Below are 18,510 nucleotides of genomic sequence, written 5' to 3'. Positions count from 1 at the left end.
GCGGGCGTACGACCCGGGTTCGTCTCCTCCGTACCCGGGTGTCACGCCCGTCCCGAGGAGACACTCCGGAGGGGCCCCACCCAACCCACCACCGGCCAGGCGGACGGCCGGGATACGCGACGGGCGGCCTGGGGGAAACCTCCGTATAAAGGGCCGTGAGGGCGATACAGGGACCGCCGGCGGAGGAGGCCCGATGCAGTGGACCGAGCGTGATCAGCGGGAGGACCACGGCCCCGTCAGGTACGGTCCGCCCGCCCCCGACCCCGGCCTCCCCGTGCTTCCGGAGCTCGCCGCCGTGCTCGCCGCTGCCGCCGCTCGTACCCGCCCCGAACCCTCCGGCGGCGGACGCGACCTGCGTGAGGCGGCCGGTGTCTACTGGGCGCGCCGTGGTCTGCACACCGCACCGGAGGCGATCGCCGCCGCCCCCGGCGCGCAGCCCCTGCTGCTGGCGCTGATCGCGGCGCACGGCGGCGATGTCCTCATGCCGCGCCCCTGCCCCGCCTCCTGGACGCCGCAGGCCCGGCTCCTGGGCCGCCCCGCCTACCACGTGCCGACCCCCGCCGAGTGCGGCGGCATCCCCGATCCGTTCGCCCTGCTCGAAACCGTCCGCAGGGTGCGCGCCGAGGGCGGCACGCCCCGGCTCCTGCTGCTCTCGGTGGTCGACGACCCGACGGCCACCGTCGCCCCGCCCGAGCTCGTCCGCGAGGCGTGCGAGGCAGCGGTCGACGAGGGGCTGCACATCGTCAGCGACGAGACCTGGCGCGACACCCTGCACCGGCCGCACGACACGGTCCTGCTCAGCCCGGCCGAGATGTGCCCCGACGACGTCACCGTGCTCTCTGACCTGGCCGGCGCCCTGATCCCGGCCGGCTGGCCGGTGGCGGTCGCCAGATTCCCGGCCACCGAGCGGGCCGCCGCATTCCGTGCCCGTACGCTCGACGTCCTCACCGCACTCGGCGCCCTCGTCGCCGGACCCGTCGCCCCGGCTGCCGCCCACGCGCTGCGCGAACCAGAGGCCGTCACGCTCAGGATGCGGCAGGCCGCCGAGCTGCATGCGACCGTCGCCGCCGCGGCACACCGCGCCGTGCTCACGGCAGGCGCCCTGGCGAGGCCCCCGCAGGCGGGCCGTCATCTGTACGCGGACCTCGGCCCGCTCCGCTCGCGGCTGGCGGCGCGGGGCGTCACGGACTCCATGGAGCTGGAGGAGTACCTCACGCGCCGGCTCGGCGCTCCGACGCCGGGCGGGCACCGATTCGGGGACGAACTGGGCGCGCTGCGGGTGCGGCTGGGAACCGGGCCGCTGCTCGGATCAACCCGGGAGGAGGAGATGGAGTCCCTCACTGCGGTGGAGCCCTTGAAATTGCCGCATGTCGCCCAGGCGCTGAGCATGTTCGCAGGCGCCCTCGACGAACTCCGATGAAGGAGCCGCTCGATGACGGAACAGACGCAGCGCCCGTTGGGGAAGACCGGGCCCACGGCGCCGGACACAACCGCGATACGCCCGCTGGGCGAGGTCCGCGCCTGGCCCCGTACCTTCGCCGACAGGCTCACCTCACCACTGCCCGGCATCAGGGGCATGACGCGGCTGGCCCGTGAACGTGCCATGCGGCCCAACGCCGAGGGGGTGCGCGGCGTCCACCGACTGCCGTTCGCCCCCGCTCCGCTGCCCGTGACGGACAGCGGCACGAGCGCGGTGACCTGGGCCGGTCACGCCAGCTGGATCGTGCGCATCGGAGGGCTCACGGTTCTCACCGACCCGGTGTGGTCCCGCCGCATACTCGGGACCCCGGCCAGGATCACCCCCGTCGGTGTCCGCTGGGAGGAGCTCCCGCCCGTCGACGCGGTCGTCATCAGTCACAACCACTACGACCATCTCGACGCCCCGACCCTGCGCAGGCTGCCCAGGGACACCCCGCTGTTCGTCCCCGCGGGCCTCGGCCGCTGGTGCAGGCGCCGCCGCTTCACCTGTGTCACGGAACTGGACTGGTGGGAGGCGGCGGAGCTGAACGGCGTCCGTTTCGACTTCGTGCCCTCGCACCACTGGTCCAAGCGGACCCTCACGGACACCTGCCAGTCCCTCTGGGGCGGCTGGGTGCTCGGCGACCAGGGCGGAGGGCAGCGGATGTACTTCGCCGGGGACACCGGCTACGGGCACTGGTTCAAGGAGATCGGCCGCCGCTTTCCCGGGCTCGACCTGGCCATGCTGCCGATCGGGGCGTACGAACCGCGCTGGTGGCTCCGCGATGTGCACACCGACCCGGAGGACGCCGTGCGTGCGTACGAGGATCTCGGGGCCCGGGCGATGGCCCCGATGCACTGGGCGACGTTCCTGCTCTCCGCCGAGCCGGTCCTCGAACCGCTCACCCGGCTCCGTACCGAGTGGCAGCGGGCCGGGCATGCGCGCGACCGGCTCTGGGACCTGCCGATCGGCGGCTCGCGGGTGTTCGCTCACTGACCTGCGGCGCCACCGGTTCCGTGCCCGAACCGCACCCGCAGCCTGCGCCACACCGTCGGTGCCGCACTGATCAGCAGGGTCAGTCCCACCGCGGCGACCACGCCCTGCCACGGCTCGGGAAAGAGGGACCCGCCCAGAATCCCGATCAGCTGGTACGTCGCGGCCCAGGCCAGACACGCGGGAACGTCCCCGCGGGCGAACCTGCGCAGCGGCATCCGGCCGAGCAGGCACGCCAGCATCACCGGAATCCGTCCCGCCGGCACCAGCCTGGAAAGCACGAGCACCGTGCCACCGTGCTCGCCCAGCTTCTCCTGGGCCTGCGCCAGCCGCTCCGGAGCCGCCCTGTCGCTGAGGGCCCGCAGCCACTTCGAGCCGTTCTTGGAGCGCACCCCCCGCTGCCCGAGCCAGTAGAGACAGATGTCGCCGAGGAACGCGGCGGCCGACGCGACCCCGAACACCACGAGCAGCGAGAACGGGGCCGTCTGATGGAATGCCACCACGGCCGCCGAACTCACCAGCGCCCCCGTCGGAACCACCGGCACCAAGGACCCCAGCGCCACCAGGAGAAACAGCGACGGATAGCCGACGGCCTGCTGGGTCGACTCGTCCGGCAGCTGCCGGACCACCTCGGCGATCACCACGCGGGCCGCACACGCTCACCGTGCTCCAGCCGGTGCACCGCCACCTCGGGGGCGAGCCGGGCGGCCTGCCGCACGAACTCCTCCCCGGGCGCGTGGAACTCGTGCGGCCGGATGCCGTCCATCCCGATCGGCCAGTACGTGCCGTAGTGCACGGGGACGGCCGAGCGGGGCCTGAGCCGGGTCAGCGCTTCGGCGGCGCGGGCCGCGTCCAGGTGGTTGTGCCCCAGCCAGGGGCCCCAGCCGCCGACCGGCAGCAGCGCCACGTCGACCGGGCCGATCGCCTCGGCCATGTCGTCGAAGAGGCCGGTGTCCCCGGCGAAATACGTACGCGCCTCGCCCTCGACCACGTAACCGAGCGCCGGTGAACGGTGCGGACCGACGGGCAGCCGGCGCCCGTCGTGCCGTGCGGGAACCGCGCGCACCCGCAGGTCGCCCACCTTCACCTCGTCCCCCGCGTCGACCTCGGTGATGTGCAGTCCCCGCACCCGTCGCAGCACCCGCAGCCCCGGCACGGCCCGGACCGCCCCGGTGGGCACGAGCAGCCGGCTGCCGGGGGTCAGCCGAGCCAGCGACGGCAGATGGAGATGGTCGGAGTGCAGATGCGAGACGAGCACGAGCTCGGCGGCAGCGGCCTCCGGCGGTGGCACCGCGCCGCGACGACGGCGCAGATGCGCGAAGCGCCGCACGAAGAGGGGATCGGTCAGCACGCGCACGCCGGAATCCTCGATCGTGCATGTGGCATGGCCCCACCAGGTGACCTCCACCGGAACGCGTCGCCTCCTCGCTCGCCCCACCGCACACGCATCCGCGCTCGTGTCCAATGAGCCTAGGGCCTTTCGTTCGGGCAGGGGACGTTACGGACCGCGACCGGTAGGGTCGCGAGCAGACTCTGCGTTCGGGGGGACCGGTCATGAAGGATGTACGGGTGGCGGCCATCGCCAGTCTCACGCCACTGGAAGAGCTCGAGGGCGACCCTTTTCTCGTCGACACCCGCAGCCAGCAGGCCATGTGCGCCCGCTGGGCAGCCGATCAGGGGTACGTCGTCACCAGGCAGCTGCGCTTCCACCGGCTGCGGTCCGACCACTGCGCCCTGTGGGCGGACGTCGAGGGTGGCGAGATCGACCTGTTCGTGGCGCCCAACGGCCGGGTCCTCGCGCAGGCCCTCGCCTCGGTGCCCGACTTCACCGCCGAGTGCGAGCGGCGCGGCGTACGGCTGGAGCTGGCCGGCTTCGAGGAACCGGTCTACACCGCCCGCTCGAAGGCCGGCGTCCACCGCAGACTCTCCATGCCGACCGCCGGATACGACGGCTGCTGAGGCGCCCAGCTCGGTGCCGGAGCGTACGAAGCCCGCTGTGAAAGGCTGGTTGCGGGCCCTGTGACGACAGGCCGGGCCCGGACGTGAGGTGGACGGCGTGAGAGACGCGCGATGGCGTACGACGGGCAGAGCCCTGATACGGGTGCTTGCGGTCTGGGCGGTATCCACCCTGACGATGCTCGCGCTCGCCGGCATCCTGCCCGAATTCCAGCTCCAGTCGGACAACGGCGACAGCATCACCAAGACCGCGTTCACCGCCGCCTGGGGCGCGGGAGCATTCGGTCTGCTCTCCGCGCTGGTCTGGCCCGTGCTCGTACGGGCGTTGCTCGTCGTGCCCGCACTCGTCCTGGGTGCGCTGGTCTTCTTCCTCAACGGCTCGCTCCTGCTGATCGCCCTGCGCCTCATCCCGGACGACCGCGGCGCCGCCGATCCGGAGACCGCGGTCGTCGTCGCCGCGGTGATGTCGGCCGTGGCCTCCGCGACGTCCACCGCCCTTGCCGTCCGTGACGACGACGCCTACCGGCGCAGGCTCTCCCGGCTCGCTGACCGGCGCCGCCGTCGCAGGGGCACGGCGGGCACCGCGGACGGCGGCCGCGGCGGCCCGCCCGGCACGGTGTTCATCCAGCTCGACGGGGTCGGCCACGACGTGCTGACGAGGGCCGCGGCCGACGGACTGATGCCGACCGTCGCCCAGTGGCTGACCGGCGGGACGGGCCACCGGCTGATGCCGTGGCACACGGACTGGTCGAGCCAGACGGGGGCCAGCCAGCTGGCCATCCTGCACGGCAGCAACCACGACGTGCCCGCCTTCCGGTGGTACGAGAAGGAGACCGGCACCGTCATGGTCTCCAGCAGGCCCGCGAGCGCACTCGAACTCCAGCGCCGAGCCATCGCACGCACCCACGACGGCGGTCTGCTCACCGTCGACGGAGCGAGCCGCGGCAATCTCTTCAGCGGCGGAGCCGACCAGCTCGCCCTCGTGCTGTCGATGGCCGCCCGGCGCGGCAAGGGGCGGCGCTCACGCGCCGGGTACTTCGCGTACTTCTCCGACCCCGCCAACGCCGTGCGTACCGCACTCTCCTTCGTTGCCGAGGTCGGCCGAGAGATCGGCCAGTCGACGCGCTCACGGGTCCGGAAGGAGACGCCCCGGATCAAGCGCGGCGGGCTCTACCCCTTCATCAGGGCCTTCGCCACGGCCATCGAACGCGATGTGGTGGTCGCCGCCGTGATCGGCGACATGTTCGCCGGACGCACCGCCGTCTACGCCGACCTCGTCGCGTACGACGAGGTCGCGCACCACTCGGGGCCGCACAGCCGCGACGCGGAGAAGGTACTCGAACGGCTCGACCGCTCCCTCGCCCTCATCACGAAGGTCGCCGAACAGGCCCCGCGCACCTACCGGATCGTGCTCCTCTCCGACCACGGCCAGAGCCCCGGCGAAACCTTCGCCGGAAAGTACGGGCTGACCCTGAAGGACCTGGTGCGGGCGGGCTGCGGACTGCCCGTGCCCCGGCGGGCGCAGCGTACGAAGAGTGGTTCGGAGGCCCGTGACGCGGTCCGGACCGCCCTGCACAGGCCCGTCGAGGCGGGGGAGGCCGAGCACCCCGCCAAACGCTCCGACCCGGTCGTGCTCGCTTCGGGCAACCTCGGGCTGCTGTCCTTCCCGGACATCGCCGGACGTGCCTCGCGCGAACAGATCGACCGCCGCCACCCGGCGCTGCTGGGGACGCTCGCCAACCATCCGGGGGTCGGCTTCCTGCTCGTACGGAGCGAGGAGCACGGGTCCGTGGTGCTGGGTGCCGGCTGCGAGATCCCGGTGTCGGAGGTGAAGGACGGGGAAGGGCCGCTCGCCGTGTTCGGTCCCGATGCGGCGGACGCGGTGCGGCGGACCGACACCTTTCCGCATGTCGCCGATGTCATGGTCAACTCGATGTACGACCCGGGCACGGGGAACGTGCACGCCTTCGAGGAACAGATCGGCTCGCACGGCGGGCTGGGCGGGGAACAGTCGCGGCCGTTCCTGCTCTGGCCCTCCGGGATGACCGATCCACTCGACGCCGTGGACGCCGTGGGAACACTGGTGGGCGCCGAGTCCGTGCACCGGGTCCTGGCGTGCTGGCTGCGCGAGGCGTCCGGACCGCAGGTGCCGCTGGCCCCGGATGTCGCCCCAGCCCCTGCTGTGGACGAGGAACGGCCGTCCGCGGGCGACGCCGTGCCCGGCGCGCTGGGCTGAGGGGCGGCCTTGGCCGCTGTGCGCGGGCGGCTCAGGGGCATTGTCAGTGGTGGGCGGCAGGATGGGGGCATGACGACGAACTCAGCTGTTGTGCTCGCCGACGCGCCCGCGTACGCCGCCGCTGTCGACCAGGCCGCGCAGGCCGCCGCCGCGTACTACGCCACGGGCGAGAGCACGCTCGACGACGACGCGTACGACCGCCTGGTGCGGGAGATCGCCGCCTACGAGGCCGAGCACCCCCAGGAGGTGCTGGACGCGTCCCCCACGGGCAAGGTCGCGGGCGGCGCCGCCATCGGGGACGTACCGCACACCGTCCCCATGCTCTCCCTGGACAACGTGTTCTCGGCCGAGCAGTTCGTCACCTGGACCGCGTCCCTGGAGCGGCGCATCGGCAGATCCGTCGCCGCCTGGAGCGTGGAGCCGAAGCTCGACGGGCTGGCCATCGCCGCGCGCTACCACGAGGGCAGGCTCGACCGGCTGATCACCCGCGGCGACGGCACGGCGGGCGAGGACGTGTCGCATGCGATCGGCACCGTCATAGGTCTGCCCGAGCAGCTCGGCTCACCGGTGACGATCGAGGTGCGCGGCGAGGTCCTCATGACCAACGAGCAGTTCGAACAGGCCAACACGGTGCGTACGGAGCACGGCGGCGCCCCCTTCGCCAACCCGCGCAACGGGGCGGCAGGCACACTCCGGGCCAAGGACCGGCCCTACCGCGTCGAGATGACGTTCTTCGCGTACGGCGCGCTCCCGCTGCCCCATTCCGGCGAACTGACCGCCGCCCTGGCCGAACTCCCGCACAGCGAGGTCCTCGCGTACGTCGCCGGGCTCGGCGTGCACACCGCGGCGGACACGGCCGTGGCGCCGCGCACCGTCACCACGGCCGATGAGGTGCAGGCCAGGGTCGAGGAAGTCGCCGCGCTGCGCGCCTCGTTGCCGTTCGGGATCGACGGCATCGTGATCAAGGCGGATCTGGCCGCCGACCAGCGGGAGGCCGGGTCCGGTACGCGGGCGCCGCGCTGGGCCATCGCGTACAAGCTCCCGGCCGTCGAGAAGGTCACCCGCCTCCTGGGCGTCGAGTGGAATGTCGGCCGTACCGGCATCATCGCGCCGCGCGCCGTTCTGGAGCCGGTCGAGATCGACGGATCGACCGTCAGCTTCGCGACCCTGCACAACCCGGCCGACATCACCCGGCGTGATCTGCGCCTGGGTGACCGGGTGATGGTCTACAAGGCGGGCGACATCATCCCCCGCATCGAGGCCCCCGTAGCTCACCTGCGGACCGGCGAGGAACAGCCGATCGAGTTTCCGCGGACGTGCCCGCAGTGCGACTCCGAGATCGACACCAGCGAGCAGCGCTGGCGGTGCACGCGCGGGCGCAACTGCCGCCTGGTCGCCTCCGTTTCGTACGCGGCGGGCCGCGACCAGCTCGATATCGAGGGCCTCGGCTCCACCCGGGTCGTGCAGCTCGTCGATGCCGGTCTGGTCGCCGACTTCGCCGACCTCTTCACCCTGGAACGCGAGCAGTTGCTCGCCCTGGACCGGATGGGCGAGACCTCCACCGACAATCTGCTGGCCGCCATCGGGACGGCCCGCAGCCGTCCGCTGTCCCGGGTGTTCTGCGCCCTCGGGGTACGCGGCACGGGGCGCTCCATGTCCCGGCGTATCGCCCGGTACTTCGCCACGATGGACCGGATCGTCACCGCCGACGTTCAGACGCTTCAGCTGGTCGACGGCATTGGCAAGGAGAAGGCGGCGGGCGTGGTCGCGGAGCTGGCGGAGCTCGCCCCGCTGATCGAGAAGCTGGTGAGCGCCGGCGTCAATATGACGGAGCCCGGTGCGACGCCGCCGCCGGAGCCCGGAGCGGAACAGGACGCGGAAGGTCGGTCGGAGCTGCCTCTCGACGGGATGACCGTGGTCGTCACCGGGGCCATGACCGGCCCGCTGGAGAAGCTGTCACGCAACCAGATGAACGAGCTGATCGAGCGGGCGGGCGGGAAGTCCTCGTCCAGCGTCTCCAAGCGGACGAGCCTCCTGGTCGCGGGGGAGAAGGCCGGGTCCAAGCGCACCAAGGCGGAGGATCTCGGTGTCCGGATCGCGGCGCCCGACGAGTTCGCCGAGCTGGTTGAAGCGTTCTTGGCCACGGAGGTGTGACGGGCGGAACTTCTTTGATTCCCTGCCACTGGCAGCTGGGGGCAGGCGGGCTGCGGGACTCTTCGCGGTGGTCGGGTTTCAATCCGGTGGTGTAGCCATGGGCCGGTGGACGGACGTCAGAGTAATGCCCTTCTCTGGGCGGTGGGGCTCGGCTGGTGGGTGACCTCTTCGGACCATGCTGGGTGTGCACAGACGTGCAGGCGAAAGGAGCAGCAAGGCACCGCCGCCGGTCCGTACATCCAAGCGCCGGATGGCCCCGGCGGCGCGCCGCGGCCCGCTCGACAACGGAGCCAGGGTCTGACGCCGTCGCCGTGTCACTCACGGCAGGTGTCGCACGGGCACCGTAACGTCACGGGCACTGTTGATCCGCCCGTCGCCGGTAGGGAGCCGTGTCATGGCCGATGAGCCGCTGTCGCAGGAAGAGATCGAGGCACGGCTGGGTGATCTGCCCGGCTGGGCGCTGGAGGGGGACCGGATCGCCCGCGGTTACCGGCTTCCCTCGCACTTCGCCGCCGCCGCCCTGACCGTCCATGTCGCGCAGATCCAGGAGGAGCTCGGTCACCACTCGGATCTCACGCTCGGCTACAACACCGTCGGTCTGTCCGTGAACACCCACTCCGCGGGCGGCGCCGTCACAGAGAAGGACCTGACACTGGCGGCGCGGGTGGAGGCCATCGCCCCGGCACACGGCGCCCGGTGAAACCGGCGCCGCGCCCTCTGCCAAGCGCGGTCGTGGCTCAGGGCGCGGCGCCGAACGAGGGATGCGCGGCGAGCCATCCCGTATAGCTGTCGCTGCGCTCTACCGCCTCCGCGTACGCCGCCCTGGCGTGCCCGCTCACCACAGCGGCCGCACCGCCGGCGGCCGGTGAACGCGGATGCCAGCCGAGCAGATGACGCCAGCTCAGCGGCGCACCGGCGATCGGCCGGGTCACGAGCCCCGGCGTCGGGAGGCGGCGGCCTTGGTGAGGCTTCCGGTGTCGGTGATGGCCCGTACGGTCCGCAGATGGCGTAACTCCAGCTCCATGACCGCAAGTTATGGCCACGGTGACACGGCGGCAGTACGTGCGAGTCCTTTCTGTCCTGCGATGTCAGGCCTGTGTCCTACAGTCATTCATGTGCTGGACTACAACATCGAGGCAGCGGTCTACGACACCACGCGCGGCGGCGTGCCCCGCGCCGAGGCTGCGGCTCACGCCGTCCTCGGCCTGATCCCGCCCACCGCCCGCACCCTGCTGGACATCGGCTGCGGTACGGGGCTGGTGACCGAGCGCATAGCGCTCGGCCGCCCCGGGCTCCGGGTGATCGGTGCCGATGCCTCGCCGGGCATGGCGCGGATGGCGCACCAGCGGATCGACGCGGTGACACTCGCCGACGTACGGCGGCTGCCGCTGGCCGACGCCGCGGTCGACGCCGTCACCGCGGTCTGGCTGCTGCATCTGCTGAGATCCGCCGGGGCCGTACGGGAGGTGGTGGCGGAAGCCGCCCGGGTCCTGAGACCGGGCGGAGTCTTCGTCACCACGGTCGACAAGGACGCCGGGCACGATGTGGGCAGCGATATCGACGAGCTCTTCGCCCCGTACCTCACCTCGGACGCTTCGGACAGTGCGGAGATCGTCGGCGGATACGGGGAGCGGCACGGCCTGGAGCAGGTTGGGGAGGCGCGGTTCGCCGGCCACGGGCAGGGACGCTCACCGCTCGACACGGCGCGGGCCGTGCGCCAGGGAAAGTTCGCCTCGCGGCTCGCCCTGCCGGGGAACGCGGCCGAACGGCTCGCGATGCGGCTCACCGGCCTGCCGGAACCCGACAGGCTGCGCCCCGACCCCGCGTACCGCCTGCTGGCCTTCCGCCGCAGCTGACCGCGCCCGGGGCCGAGCGTCCCCCTCACACCCGCCAGGCGCCGTCCTCGGCCGCCTCCTTCACGAAAGCGCCGAAGTCCTTCGGCTCCCGGCCCAGGACGCGCTTCACCCCGTCCGTCGTCACCGCGTTGTGCCCGTCCAGCAGCATCGTGAACAACTCGGCCAGGAAGCCCGCTTCGGGCCCAGGCATGCCGTACCCCTCCAGCCCCGCCGCGTACTCGTCCCCGCTGACCGGCACGTACCGCATCTCACGTCCCGTCACGGTCGCGATCTCCGCAGCCACTTCGTCGAAGGTCAGCAGCCGGGGGCCGGTCAGTTCGTGCACCGCCTCCGCCTGGCTGTCACCGGCGAGCGCGGCGACGACCACGTCCGCCAGGTCGTCGGCGTCCACGAACGGCTCGGCGGTGGTCCCGGCCGGGAACACCAGCTCGCCGCCCAGCACCCCGTCCAGCAGGGCGCCCTCGCTGAAGTTCTGCGTGAAGAACGCGGAGCGTAGGACGGTGAGCGCCATGCCAGGGGCCGCCGCACGCAACGCCTCCTCCGCGACCACCGCCTGCGGCTCGCCGCGACCGGACAGCAGCACCACCCTCCGTACACCGCTCCGCGCCGCGATCCGGCCGAAGGCCTCCATGGCCTCCGCCGCGCCGGGCGCCGCGAGATCGGGGTAGTACGTCACGTACGCCGCATCCGCGCCGCGCAGAGCCGCCTCCCAGCCCGACTCGTCCTCCCAGTCGAACGGCACCCCGCCGCTGCGCGAGCCCGACCGCACCGGGACTCCGAGAGCCGTGAGCCGCTCCACCACCCGGCGGCCGGTCTTGCCCGTGCCGCTCGTCACCAGCACTGTTTCCTGCTTCAGGTTCTCCGTGTTCGTTGTCATGACTCAAGATTCGCCGGGCGGCCCCGTCCGCGACATCCTCGACCGTCTCGCCTCCATGCGCGTGCGTCTACGCTGGCGCGCATGGACGCACTCGCCGGACTGCTGGACGGGCCACGGGCCAGAGGCGCCTTCCTGCTCCGCATGGTCATGGAGCCGCCCTGGTCGGTACGGATCGAGGACCGCGCCCCGCTCTGCCTGATGTCCATGACCCGGGGCGAGGCATGGATCGTCCCCGACGCCGGGGCGGCGCCCGTCCTTCTGCGCCCCGGCGACATCGCGATCGCGCGCGGCCCGGAGCCGTACACGGTGGCCGATGTGCCCGGCACCTCCCCGCGGTCCCGTATCGGTCCGGGCGGCGTGTGCACCACGCTGTACGGGGAGCCGCTCGCCGAGTCCATGAGTCTTGGCGTACGCACCTGGGGCAACGCCCCCGACGGGTCGGCGACGATGCTCGTCGGGACCTACCTCCTGGAGGGCGAGATCAGCCGGCGGCTCCTCGACTCCTTGCCCGCGCTGCTCGTTCTGCGTGCCGATGCCAGGACAGGGCCGCTGCTGCGTCTCCTCGACGACGAGATCTCCCAGGACGAGCCGGGCCAGAGCGTCGTCCTCGACCGGCTGCTCGATCTGCTGCTGATCGCGGGCCTTCGCACCTGGTTCGCCCGGCCAGGCGCCGAGGCTCCGGCCTGGTACGTGGCCATGGGCGACCCGGTCGTCGGACACGCGTTGCGCCTGCTCCAGAACGATCCGGCCCATCCGTGGACGGTGGCAGGCCTGGCCGCAGCGACCGGAGTCTCCCGGGCCGCGCTCGCCCGCCGCTTCTCCGAACTGGTCGGGGAGCCTCCGATGGCGTATCTGACCGGCTGGCGCTTCGCCGTCGCCGCCGATCTGCTGCGGGGGACCGACGCCACGGTGGAGGCCGTGGCACGGAAGGTCGGCTACAGCGGCTCCTTCGCCTTCAGTGCCGCTTTCAAACGCGTCCGGGGCATGAGCCCGCAGGAGTACCGCGGGGGGCCGCCCGAGTCCCTGGATCACGGCTTGCCGAACCGGCAACAAAGTTCGACCGGGGCGTGAGTCCCGGGCACGCTGACGCCATGACCAAGCACACCGAGCACGGCCACGACGGACACCACGGGACCCACGGCGCCCACGGGCAGCAGCAGGGATCGGAACCGGCGGTGCACAGCCACGGACACGGCCACGACGCCGTCGACTTCGACTGGGACGTGATGGGGCCCAGGCTGGAGCAGGAAGGCGAGCTCGGCATGGGGCAGTACCGGGAAGCCGCACGCTGGATCGCCGGTCTCCCCTCGGCCCCGACAGTGCGCCGCGTCCTCGACGTCGGCAGCGGCCCCGGCGTCGTCACCTGTCTGCTCGCCGAGGTCTTCCCGGAGGCCGAGGTCGTCGCCGTGGACGGCACCCCGGCCCTCCTGGAGCGGGCGCGGGCTCGTGCGCAGCGGCTCGGCCTGGGGGACAGGGTCCGGACCCTCCACGCCGAACTCCCTGACGATCTCGGGAAGTTGGAGGAGGCCGATCTGATCTGGGCGGGCAACTCCCTGCATCACATGGGCGACCAGCGCGGCATCCTGGCCGGCTTCGCCGGACTGCTGCGCCCCGGCGGTGCCGTGGCCCTCGTCGAGGGTGGGCTGCCCACCCGTCAGCTGCCCCGTGACATCGGCATCGGCAGGGCAGGTCTTGAGGCCCGGCTCGACGCCGTCTCCGCGGACTGGTTCGCGGACATGAGGGCGGCCCTGCCGGACGCCAAGCAGGAGACCGAGGACTGGAACGCCCTGTTCACCGCGGTCGGCCTGGAGCCGCACGGCCCGCGCAGCTTCCTGCTCGATCTGCCGGCGCCGCTCTCCGCGACCGCCCGCGAGTATGTCGTCGCGAGCTTCGCCCGCCAGCGTGAGGGGTTCGCGGAGCGGTTGTCGGCCGAGGACATCGCCGTACTCGACCGGCTCCTCGACCCGGAGGACCCGGCCGGGCTGCACCACCGCGAAGACGTCTTCGTACTCTCGGCCCGGACGGTGCACCTGGCCAGGAAGGTCTAGAGCCTGTCTCTGGTTGTGATCACGGGGTGGAGTGGAGACTTCGGCCGCCTCGGCGATCACGCCTTCCAGCAGGGCCACGAAGACACCCGCTTCGTGCGGCGGACAGCGGCCGTGAGTACGCCGGTTGATCAGAGGGCCGGAAGCACCGTGGAAGCGCTAGGGTGCGTAGCTCGGGCGATGCGTGTCGAAGGGGAAGCATGGCATACCTGGTCGAGTTGCCCGTGTCCGGTACGGGTGAGGGGGCGGGCTCCGCTCTGCCGGACGCGAGCGGCACCGTCAAGGTCCAGATCGACGAGACGTCGGACGGTCTGGTCCAGGTCGCGCGTCCCGGACAGGTCGTGGCGCGTGCGACCCGGTCGCTCAGCGACATGCTGGCCGGGATCCGGCCGGTCGCGGAGAACTTCGTGGATGGTTTCCGCGACATGGAACGCCAACCCGACGAGATCGGCGTCGAGTTCGGTCTGTCCCTGTCGGCCGAGGCCGACGTGGTGATCTCCCGGACGACGGGCCAGGCCAACTTCAAGGTCACTCTCACCTGGCGCAATCAGCCGTCCGGCGACCCGGCCGCGGACGCGGTGGGCTGACGGTGCCCGCGTTACCGGCGCAGCGCGCGCAGGTCCCCGGCCCGCAATCCCTGGACGCGGCCGTGCTGCGCGTCTTCGACGCGCGGAGACAACCCGTCGGTGTCGGCTTCCTGGTGTCTGACACGCTTGCCCTGACCTGCGCGCATGTGGTGTCAGCTGCCCTTGGGGCCCCGCCCGGCACTCCGCCGGAACCCGGCGCGCGCGTCAGGATCGACCTGCCCCTCGTGCCCGCCCCAGCGGGCGGCGCCGCGCCGTACTCGACCGCGGTCGTCGAGCTCTGGGTGCCGCCGCGGGCGTCGGGTGGCGAGTCTTCCGGTGCCGCGGATATTGCGGTGCTGCGGCTGGAGACTCCGCTGCCTGGGGCGGGGCCGGTGCGGCTGGTGGCCGCGGAGGAACTGTGGGGCCACCGGGTACGGGCGTTCGGCCTGCCCGCGGGGCGTGCGGGCGGGGTCTGGCATGCGGGGGTGTTGCGTGCGCGTCAGGCGGACGGCTGGGTGCAGGCGGATCTCGCGGGCAGCGGATATCCGGTGTCGAGAGGGTTCAGCGGGGGTCCGGTGTGGGACGACCGGCTGGCGGGTGTGGTCGGCATGGTCGCGGTGGCCGAGTCCGGGCAGCCGCCGGTCAGTTACCTGATCCCCACGAGCGGTCTGCTGGCGGCCCGGCCCGAACTGAGCCCGCTCGTGCTCCCACCGTCGCCGTTCTGCGGACTCGCGGCCTTCCAGGAGGCCGACGCGGCGATCTTCCACGGCAGACAGACAGAAAGCGACGAGGTGGCGCGGGCGCTGGCCGTCGAGCGCCGGGTCACGGTCGTCGGCCCCTCGGGCTGCGGCAAGTCGTCGCTCGCCCTGGCAGGCGTGGCACCACGCCTGCGCGCGGAACGCGCCTTGGTGGTGGTCCTGCGGCTGGCGGCCGAAAGCAGTCCGCTGTCGGCCTTCGCGGCGGCGCTACTGCCGCTCCTGGAACCCGACCTTTCCGAGGCCGAGCGGCCGGACCGGATCGCGGAACTCGCCGCTCTGCTGCGCGGGCAGGGCCCGGCGAACGTCGTGGCACGACTGCTGGAACTCCGGGGCGGCAGCGGACTGCTCGTCGTGGTGGACCAGTTCGAGGAGGTCCTCGGTCTTGCGCCGGCCTCCGCGGACGAGTTCGCCGATCTGTTCATGGGCGACCCGCTGCCGGACACCGTCCGCATGCTGATCACGCTGCGCGCCGACTTCCTGGAGCCGGTGCTGGCCCATCCGCGGTTCGGTCCGGAAGTCGGCGGGCACCTGCACGCGCTCGCTCCGCTGGACCCGGGACGCCTGCGCGAGGTGGTGAACGTACCCGTCGAGTCCGTTCCCGGGGTGTCCTACGAACCCCAGCTTGCCGAGCGTATCCTCGCCGACATCGGCCCGGGACCCGGCGAACTGCCGCTCCTCGGCCTCACCCTCGACCTGTTGTGGCGGCGGCAGGAGAACGGCCTACTGACGCACCGGGCGTACGAGGAACTCGGCGGTGTCTCCGGCGCATTGGGCGTCCACGCAGACCGGGTCTGGGCCGCTTGCGTGCCACCGGAGGACGAGGAGGCGGCCAGACGGCTGTTCACCCGGCTCGTCCGGTTCCCGACGGGCATGCCCGCACCGACGCGCCGCATGGTGCTCCGCACCGAACTGGGCGCCGAGGAGTGGCGCATCGCCCAGCGGCTCGCGGGGACGCGGCTGCTGGTGACCGGTCGCAGCGCCGAGGGCACCGAGTCGGTCGAGCTCGCGCACGAGGCTCTGATCAGCGAGTGGGACAGACTGGCCGGCTGGACGACGGGAGACCGGGCGTTCCTGGAATGGCGGGCCTCGCTGCAACAGGACCTGGATCGCTGGGAGCACGCCAAGCGTGCTCCGCAGATGCTACCCACGACCACACAACTCACCGATTCCGAAAGGTGGTTGCGTGAGCGCTACGACGAACTGACCGACGTCGAACGGCACTACCTGGACGCCGGGCACATCCAACGCCGCTCAGGAGTCCGTCGGCGACGGGCCGTGCTCTCGGGAATCAGTCTCGCCCTGCTGCTGGTCCTGGTGGCCCTGTCGGTGTTCTTCGCCACGCGGCAGGAGAGCCAGGAACGCGCGGCGTCCTCAGCGTCCCGCGCCCTCGCACTGGCCGCGGAGGACGAGACGAGCACCGATCCGGCCCTCGGCGTGCTGATGGCCCTGGCCGCCCACCGGACCGCACCGACGCAGGAGGCCCGCAACCAACTGCTTCGGCAGTACCTGCGGTACGAGGGCTACGACCGGGTGCTGTCCGGCATGCTGGGCACGGTCAGGACCTTCACCGCCAGCCGGGACGGCGACGTCGTGCTGGCCGTCTCGGAACTGGGGCGGGCCACGCTGTACGTCGGGGCAACCTCCGGGCCCGTGCGCAGCGCACAGGTGCCCGCGACCGGGCAGGTCCTCCACGTAGCGGTGTCGGCGGACGGGAAGCGCGTCGCCTACATCCAGGCGGACGGCAAGGCGGTGTGGTTCGACGTGGACGCCGACGCCGACGGCCTCCTCGGCCCGGTGCACAGACTGCCCGACGCGCCGGGCATCGGCATCGGCTGGGACAGCTCGGCGGTCCCTTCCTCAATGTCGGCGGACGGCCGGATGTTCACCGCACGGGTCCGGGACCGCCTGGTGTGGTGGAACCTGGGCAGCGGCACCCTCGCCGGTGACGTGCCCGCACCCAAGAACATGTCCACCGACCTCTGGATCGGCCCGGAGGGGCGGACGCTGCTCGCCACGGCATACGAGGCGTCGGGTGAGCACAGCCTGCTGTCCGTCGACATGGCCACCGGCCGCGCCACGGAACTCCTGTCCGGCGCCGACAGCATCTACATGTCCGGGGATCGCCGGACCGCAGTCGTCTGCCGCCAGGAAATCAGGCTGGTCGTCGTCAGCCGCCACCGGACCTCCGACGGAGCCGGCATCGGCCGCCCCTACCGTGAGGGGGGCGACGAAAACGCCGCCGACCAGTGCACGGTGAACGCCGTCGACGCGGCGGGTCGGCGCGTCGCACTCGGCTGGGGCAACGGACTGCGCGTCGTGGACATGAACAGCAGCGAGACGATCTCCAGCGTGACCTTGATGGGATCCTCGGAGGACCTCCTGCCCGCCCCCTTCCTCGTGGAGTCGCACGGCAAGCTCTCCTACGCGGGCCATCAGGAGTCGATGATCGCCTTCGTGCAACTGGCCCCCGGCAAGCCGCTGCCGGAGGCCGCGCAGCACCGGCTCACCGTCGACGGGAAGCGGACGATCAGTGTCCTGGAGGACGGCTCCCGGCTGGAACTGCGCCCGGCGGCTCCGGAGCACAGCGGGCGCGTCGTCGCGCAGGCACCTCGCGCGAAGCCGTACTGGGTGCCCCAGGAGACCGACGTGCTCGCCCTCGACCCGGCCGGCGGGCTCGTCGCCGATCGCGAGGCCAGGAACGTGGTGGTCGTCCGCGACACGTCGACGCTGCGGAAGGTGGCCACCGTGACCACCCCCAGGCCGCCGAAGAGAAGGCCGGGCCCCCTTATGGTCAGCGACCTGGATGCCGGCGGGGCGCTCAGCCGGCACCTGTCGGAGTACGAGTTCCGCTACTACTTCGACCGGACCGGCCGCCTGCTGACGGTCTCCGGCAGTGTCGTCCAGCAGTGGGACGCGCGTACGGGTCGGCAGCTCGCCCGCTTCGACGCCGGCGCCCTGCGGCCCGACGGCGCCCCGGACGCGCCCGTGACGGTCGGCCCGTACCCGGCCCGGAACAAGATCTCCGTGATCGTTGAGGGACGGCCCGGCATCCGCGTTGTCGACATCACGGACGGACGGACCACGGATCGGGTGCGGACCGGTGACGGCGTCCTCTCCGTCCAGTTCGACCGCAGCGGCAGGAACTTCGCGGTCATGCGCCGCGGCACGGGTCTGGAGGTGTGGCAGCGCGGCGACCCGCCGCGCAAGGCGATCGGCCCGCTGAGCGCCATCGGTAACGACAGCACTCCGTACCGCGCCGTCTTCCTCGAGGACGGCCGCTACCTGATCGCCGCCGAAAACGCCGTACGGATCTACCGGATCGGGAAACGGGGCTACGACGACTCGTACGCGTTCGGCGAACCCTACGAGTGGGGGACGTACTCCTTCCCGGACGTGTCGAAGGACGGGAACACCGTGATCCAGAGTTCTCACGACGACGCAGGAAGTGCCCTGGTTCTCGACCCGGACCTGTGGAGACGAGAGCTGTGCCGCGTTGTCAGTCAGCGCACGTTCACGGCCGACGAACTCGACGACCTCCCGGCGGAGACGAATGCACGGCGGTTGTGCCCGTAACGGAGGGCCGCCCGACAAGCGCTGACAATTGATGCCC

Annotated in this window: 14 protein-coding genes and 1 pseudogene; 11 read left to right on the top strand and 4 right to left on the bottom strand. The window is 72.1% G+C overall.

Features of this window, described 5'->3' with window-relative positions; all coding sequences use genetic code 11:
* Positions 1-193 precede the first annotated feature (193 nt).
* A complete protein-coding gene (locus ACFT7S_RS26470; RefSeq protein ID WP_382735970.1) occupies positions 194-1,420 on the top strand; it encodes an aminotransferase class I/II-fold pyridoxal phosphate-dependent enzyme in 1,227 nt (408 codons plus the stop codon).
* Between the two features lie 12 nt (positions 1,421-1,432).
* A complete protein-coding gene (locus tag ACFT7S_RS26465; protein ID WP_382735968.1) occupies positions 1,433-2,455 on the top strand; it encodes an MBL fold metallo-hydrolase in 1,023 nt (340 codons plus the stop codon).
* On the opposite strand, the gene ACFT7S_RS26460 is transcribed toward ACFT7S_RS26465, so the two are convergent.
* Both ACFT7S_RS26460 and ACFT7S_RS26455 read right to left on the bottom strand, forming a co-directional pair.
* On the bottom strand, positions 2,449-3,093 hold the full coding sequence (locus ACFT7S_RS26460) for a DedA family protein (protein WP_382735972.1): 645 nt from the start codon (positions 3,091-3,093) through the stop codon (positions 2,449-2,451). The genes ACFT7S_RS26465 and ACFT7S_RS26460 overlap by 7 nt on opposite strands.
* Entirely contained in the window at positions 3,090-3,860 is a 771-nt protein-coding gene (locus ACFT7S_RS26455) for an MBL fold metallo-hydrolase (RefSeq protein WP_382735966.1), read from the bottom strand. Before ACFT7S_RS26455 ends, ACFT7S_RS26460 begins: the two co-directional genes overlap by 4 nt.
* 146 nt (positions 3,861-4,006) lie before the next feature.
* Between ACFT7S_RS26455 and ACFT7S_RS26450 the strand changes: the two genes are divergently transcribed.
* From ACFT7S_RS26450 to ACFT7S_RS26435, 4 genes are all read left to right on the top strand, one after another.
* Positions 4,007-4,411 (top strand): hypothetical protein, encoded by a 405-nt coding sequence (locus ACFT7S_RS26450; protein WP_382735964.1) that lies wholly within the window; start codon positions 4,007-4,009, stop codon positions 4,409-4,411.
* Positions 4,412-4,508: 97 nt separating this feature from the next.
* Positions 4,509-6,644 carry an alkaline phosphatase family protein gene (locus ACFT7S_RS26445; protein WP_382735962.1) on the top strand — a complete coding sequence of 712 codons (2,136 nt, stop codon included), beginning with the start codon at positions 4,509-4,511 and terminating at the stop codon, positions 6,642-6,644.
* Between the two features lie 69 nt (positions 6,645-6,713).
* The gene (gene ligA / locus ACFT7S_RS26440; protein WP_382735960.1) at positions 6,714-8,798 is read left to right on the top strand and encodes an NAD-dependent DNA ligase LigA; all 2,085 of its coding nucleotides are present in this window, start codon (positions 6,714-6,716) and stop codon (positions 8,796-8,798) included.
* A gap of 394 nt (positions 8,799-9,192) precedes the next feature.
* The gene (locus ACFT7S_RS26435; protein ID WP_382735958.1) at positions 9,193-9,498 is read left to right on the top strand and encodes a 4a-hydroxytetrahydrobiopterin dehydratase; all 306 of its coding nucleotides are present in this window, start codon (positions 9,193-9,195) and stop codon (positions 9,496-9,498) included.
* Positions 9,499-9,535: 37 nt separating this feature from the next.
* Here the strand turns inward: ACFT7S_RS26435 and ACFT7S_RS26430 are convergent.
* A pseudogene (locus tag ACFT7S_RS26430) lies at positions 9,536-9,745 on the bottom strand (LysR family transcriptional regulator); the annotation flags it as partial.
* 168 nt (positions 9,746-9,913) lie between these two features.
* Between ACFT7S_RS26430 and ACFT7S_RS26425 the strand changes: the two are divergent.
* Complete coding sequence (locus tag ACFT7S_RS26425; RefSeq protein WP_382735956.1) at positions 9,914-10,654, top strand: class I SAM-dependent DNA methyltransferase; 741 nt, start codon at positions 9,914-9,916, stop codon at positions 10,652-10,654.
* Between the two features lie 25 nt (positions 10,655-10,679).
* On the opposite strand, the gene ACFT7S_RS26420 is transcribed toward ACFT7S_RS26425, so the two are convergent.
* Positions 10,680-11,531, bottom strand: a complete 852-nt coding sequence (locus ACFT7S_RS26420; protein ID WP_382735954.1) for an NmrA family transcriptional regulator — start codon at positions 11,529-11,531, stop codon at positions 10,680-10,682.
* A gap of 81 nt (positions 11,532-11,612) precedes the next feature.
* Between ACFT7S_RS26420 and ACFT7S_RS26415 the strand changes: the two genes are divergently transcribed.
* The 4 genes from ACFT7S_RS26415 (at position 11,613) to ACFT7S_RS26400 (ending at position 18,473) form a co-directional block, all read left to right on the top strand.
* Positions 11,613-12,602 carry an AraC family transcriptional regulator gene (locus ACFT7S_RS26415; protein ID WP_382735952.1) on the top strand — a complete coding sequence of 330 codons (990 nt, stop codon included), beginning with the start codon at positions 11,613-11,615 and terminating at the stop codon, positions 12,600-12,602.
* A 20-nt stretch (positions 12,603-12,622) separates the two neighbouring features.
* Complete coding sequence (locus ACFT7S_RS26410; protein ID WP_382735950.1) at positions 12,623-13,579, top strand: class I SAM-dependent methyltransferase; 957 nt, start codon at positions 12,623-12,625, stop codon at positions 13,577-13,579.
* Positions 13,580-13,776: 197 nt separating this feature from the next.
* The gene (locus ACFT7S_RS26405; RefSeq protein ID WP_382735948.1) at positions 13,777-14,163 is read left to right on the top strand and encodes a CU044_2847 family protein; all 387 of its coding nucleotides are present in this window, start codon (positions 13,777-13,779) and stop codon (positions 14,161-14,163) included.
* A 2-nt stretch (positions 14,164-14,165) separates the two neighbouring features.
* On the top strand, positions 14,166-18,473 hold the full coding sequence (locus ACFT7S_RS26400; protein WP_382735946.1) for a trypsin-like peptidase domain-containing protein: 4,308 nt from the start codon (positions 14,166-14,168) through the stop codon (positions 18,471-18,473).
* Positions 18,474-18,510: the final 37 nt, after the last annotated feature.

The organism is Streptomyces sp. NPDC057136 (genome assembly GCF_042670885.1).
GTDB lineage: Bacteria > Actinomycetota > Actinomycetes > Streptomycetales > Streptomycetaceae > Streptomyces.
Note: the sequence above shows the minus strand (reverse complement) of the source record. Positions and strands in the feature narration are given on the sequence as shown.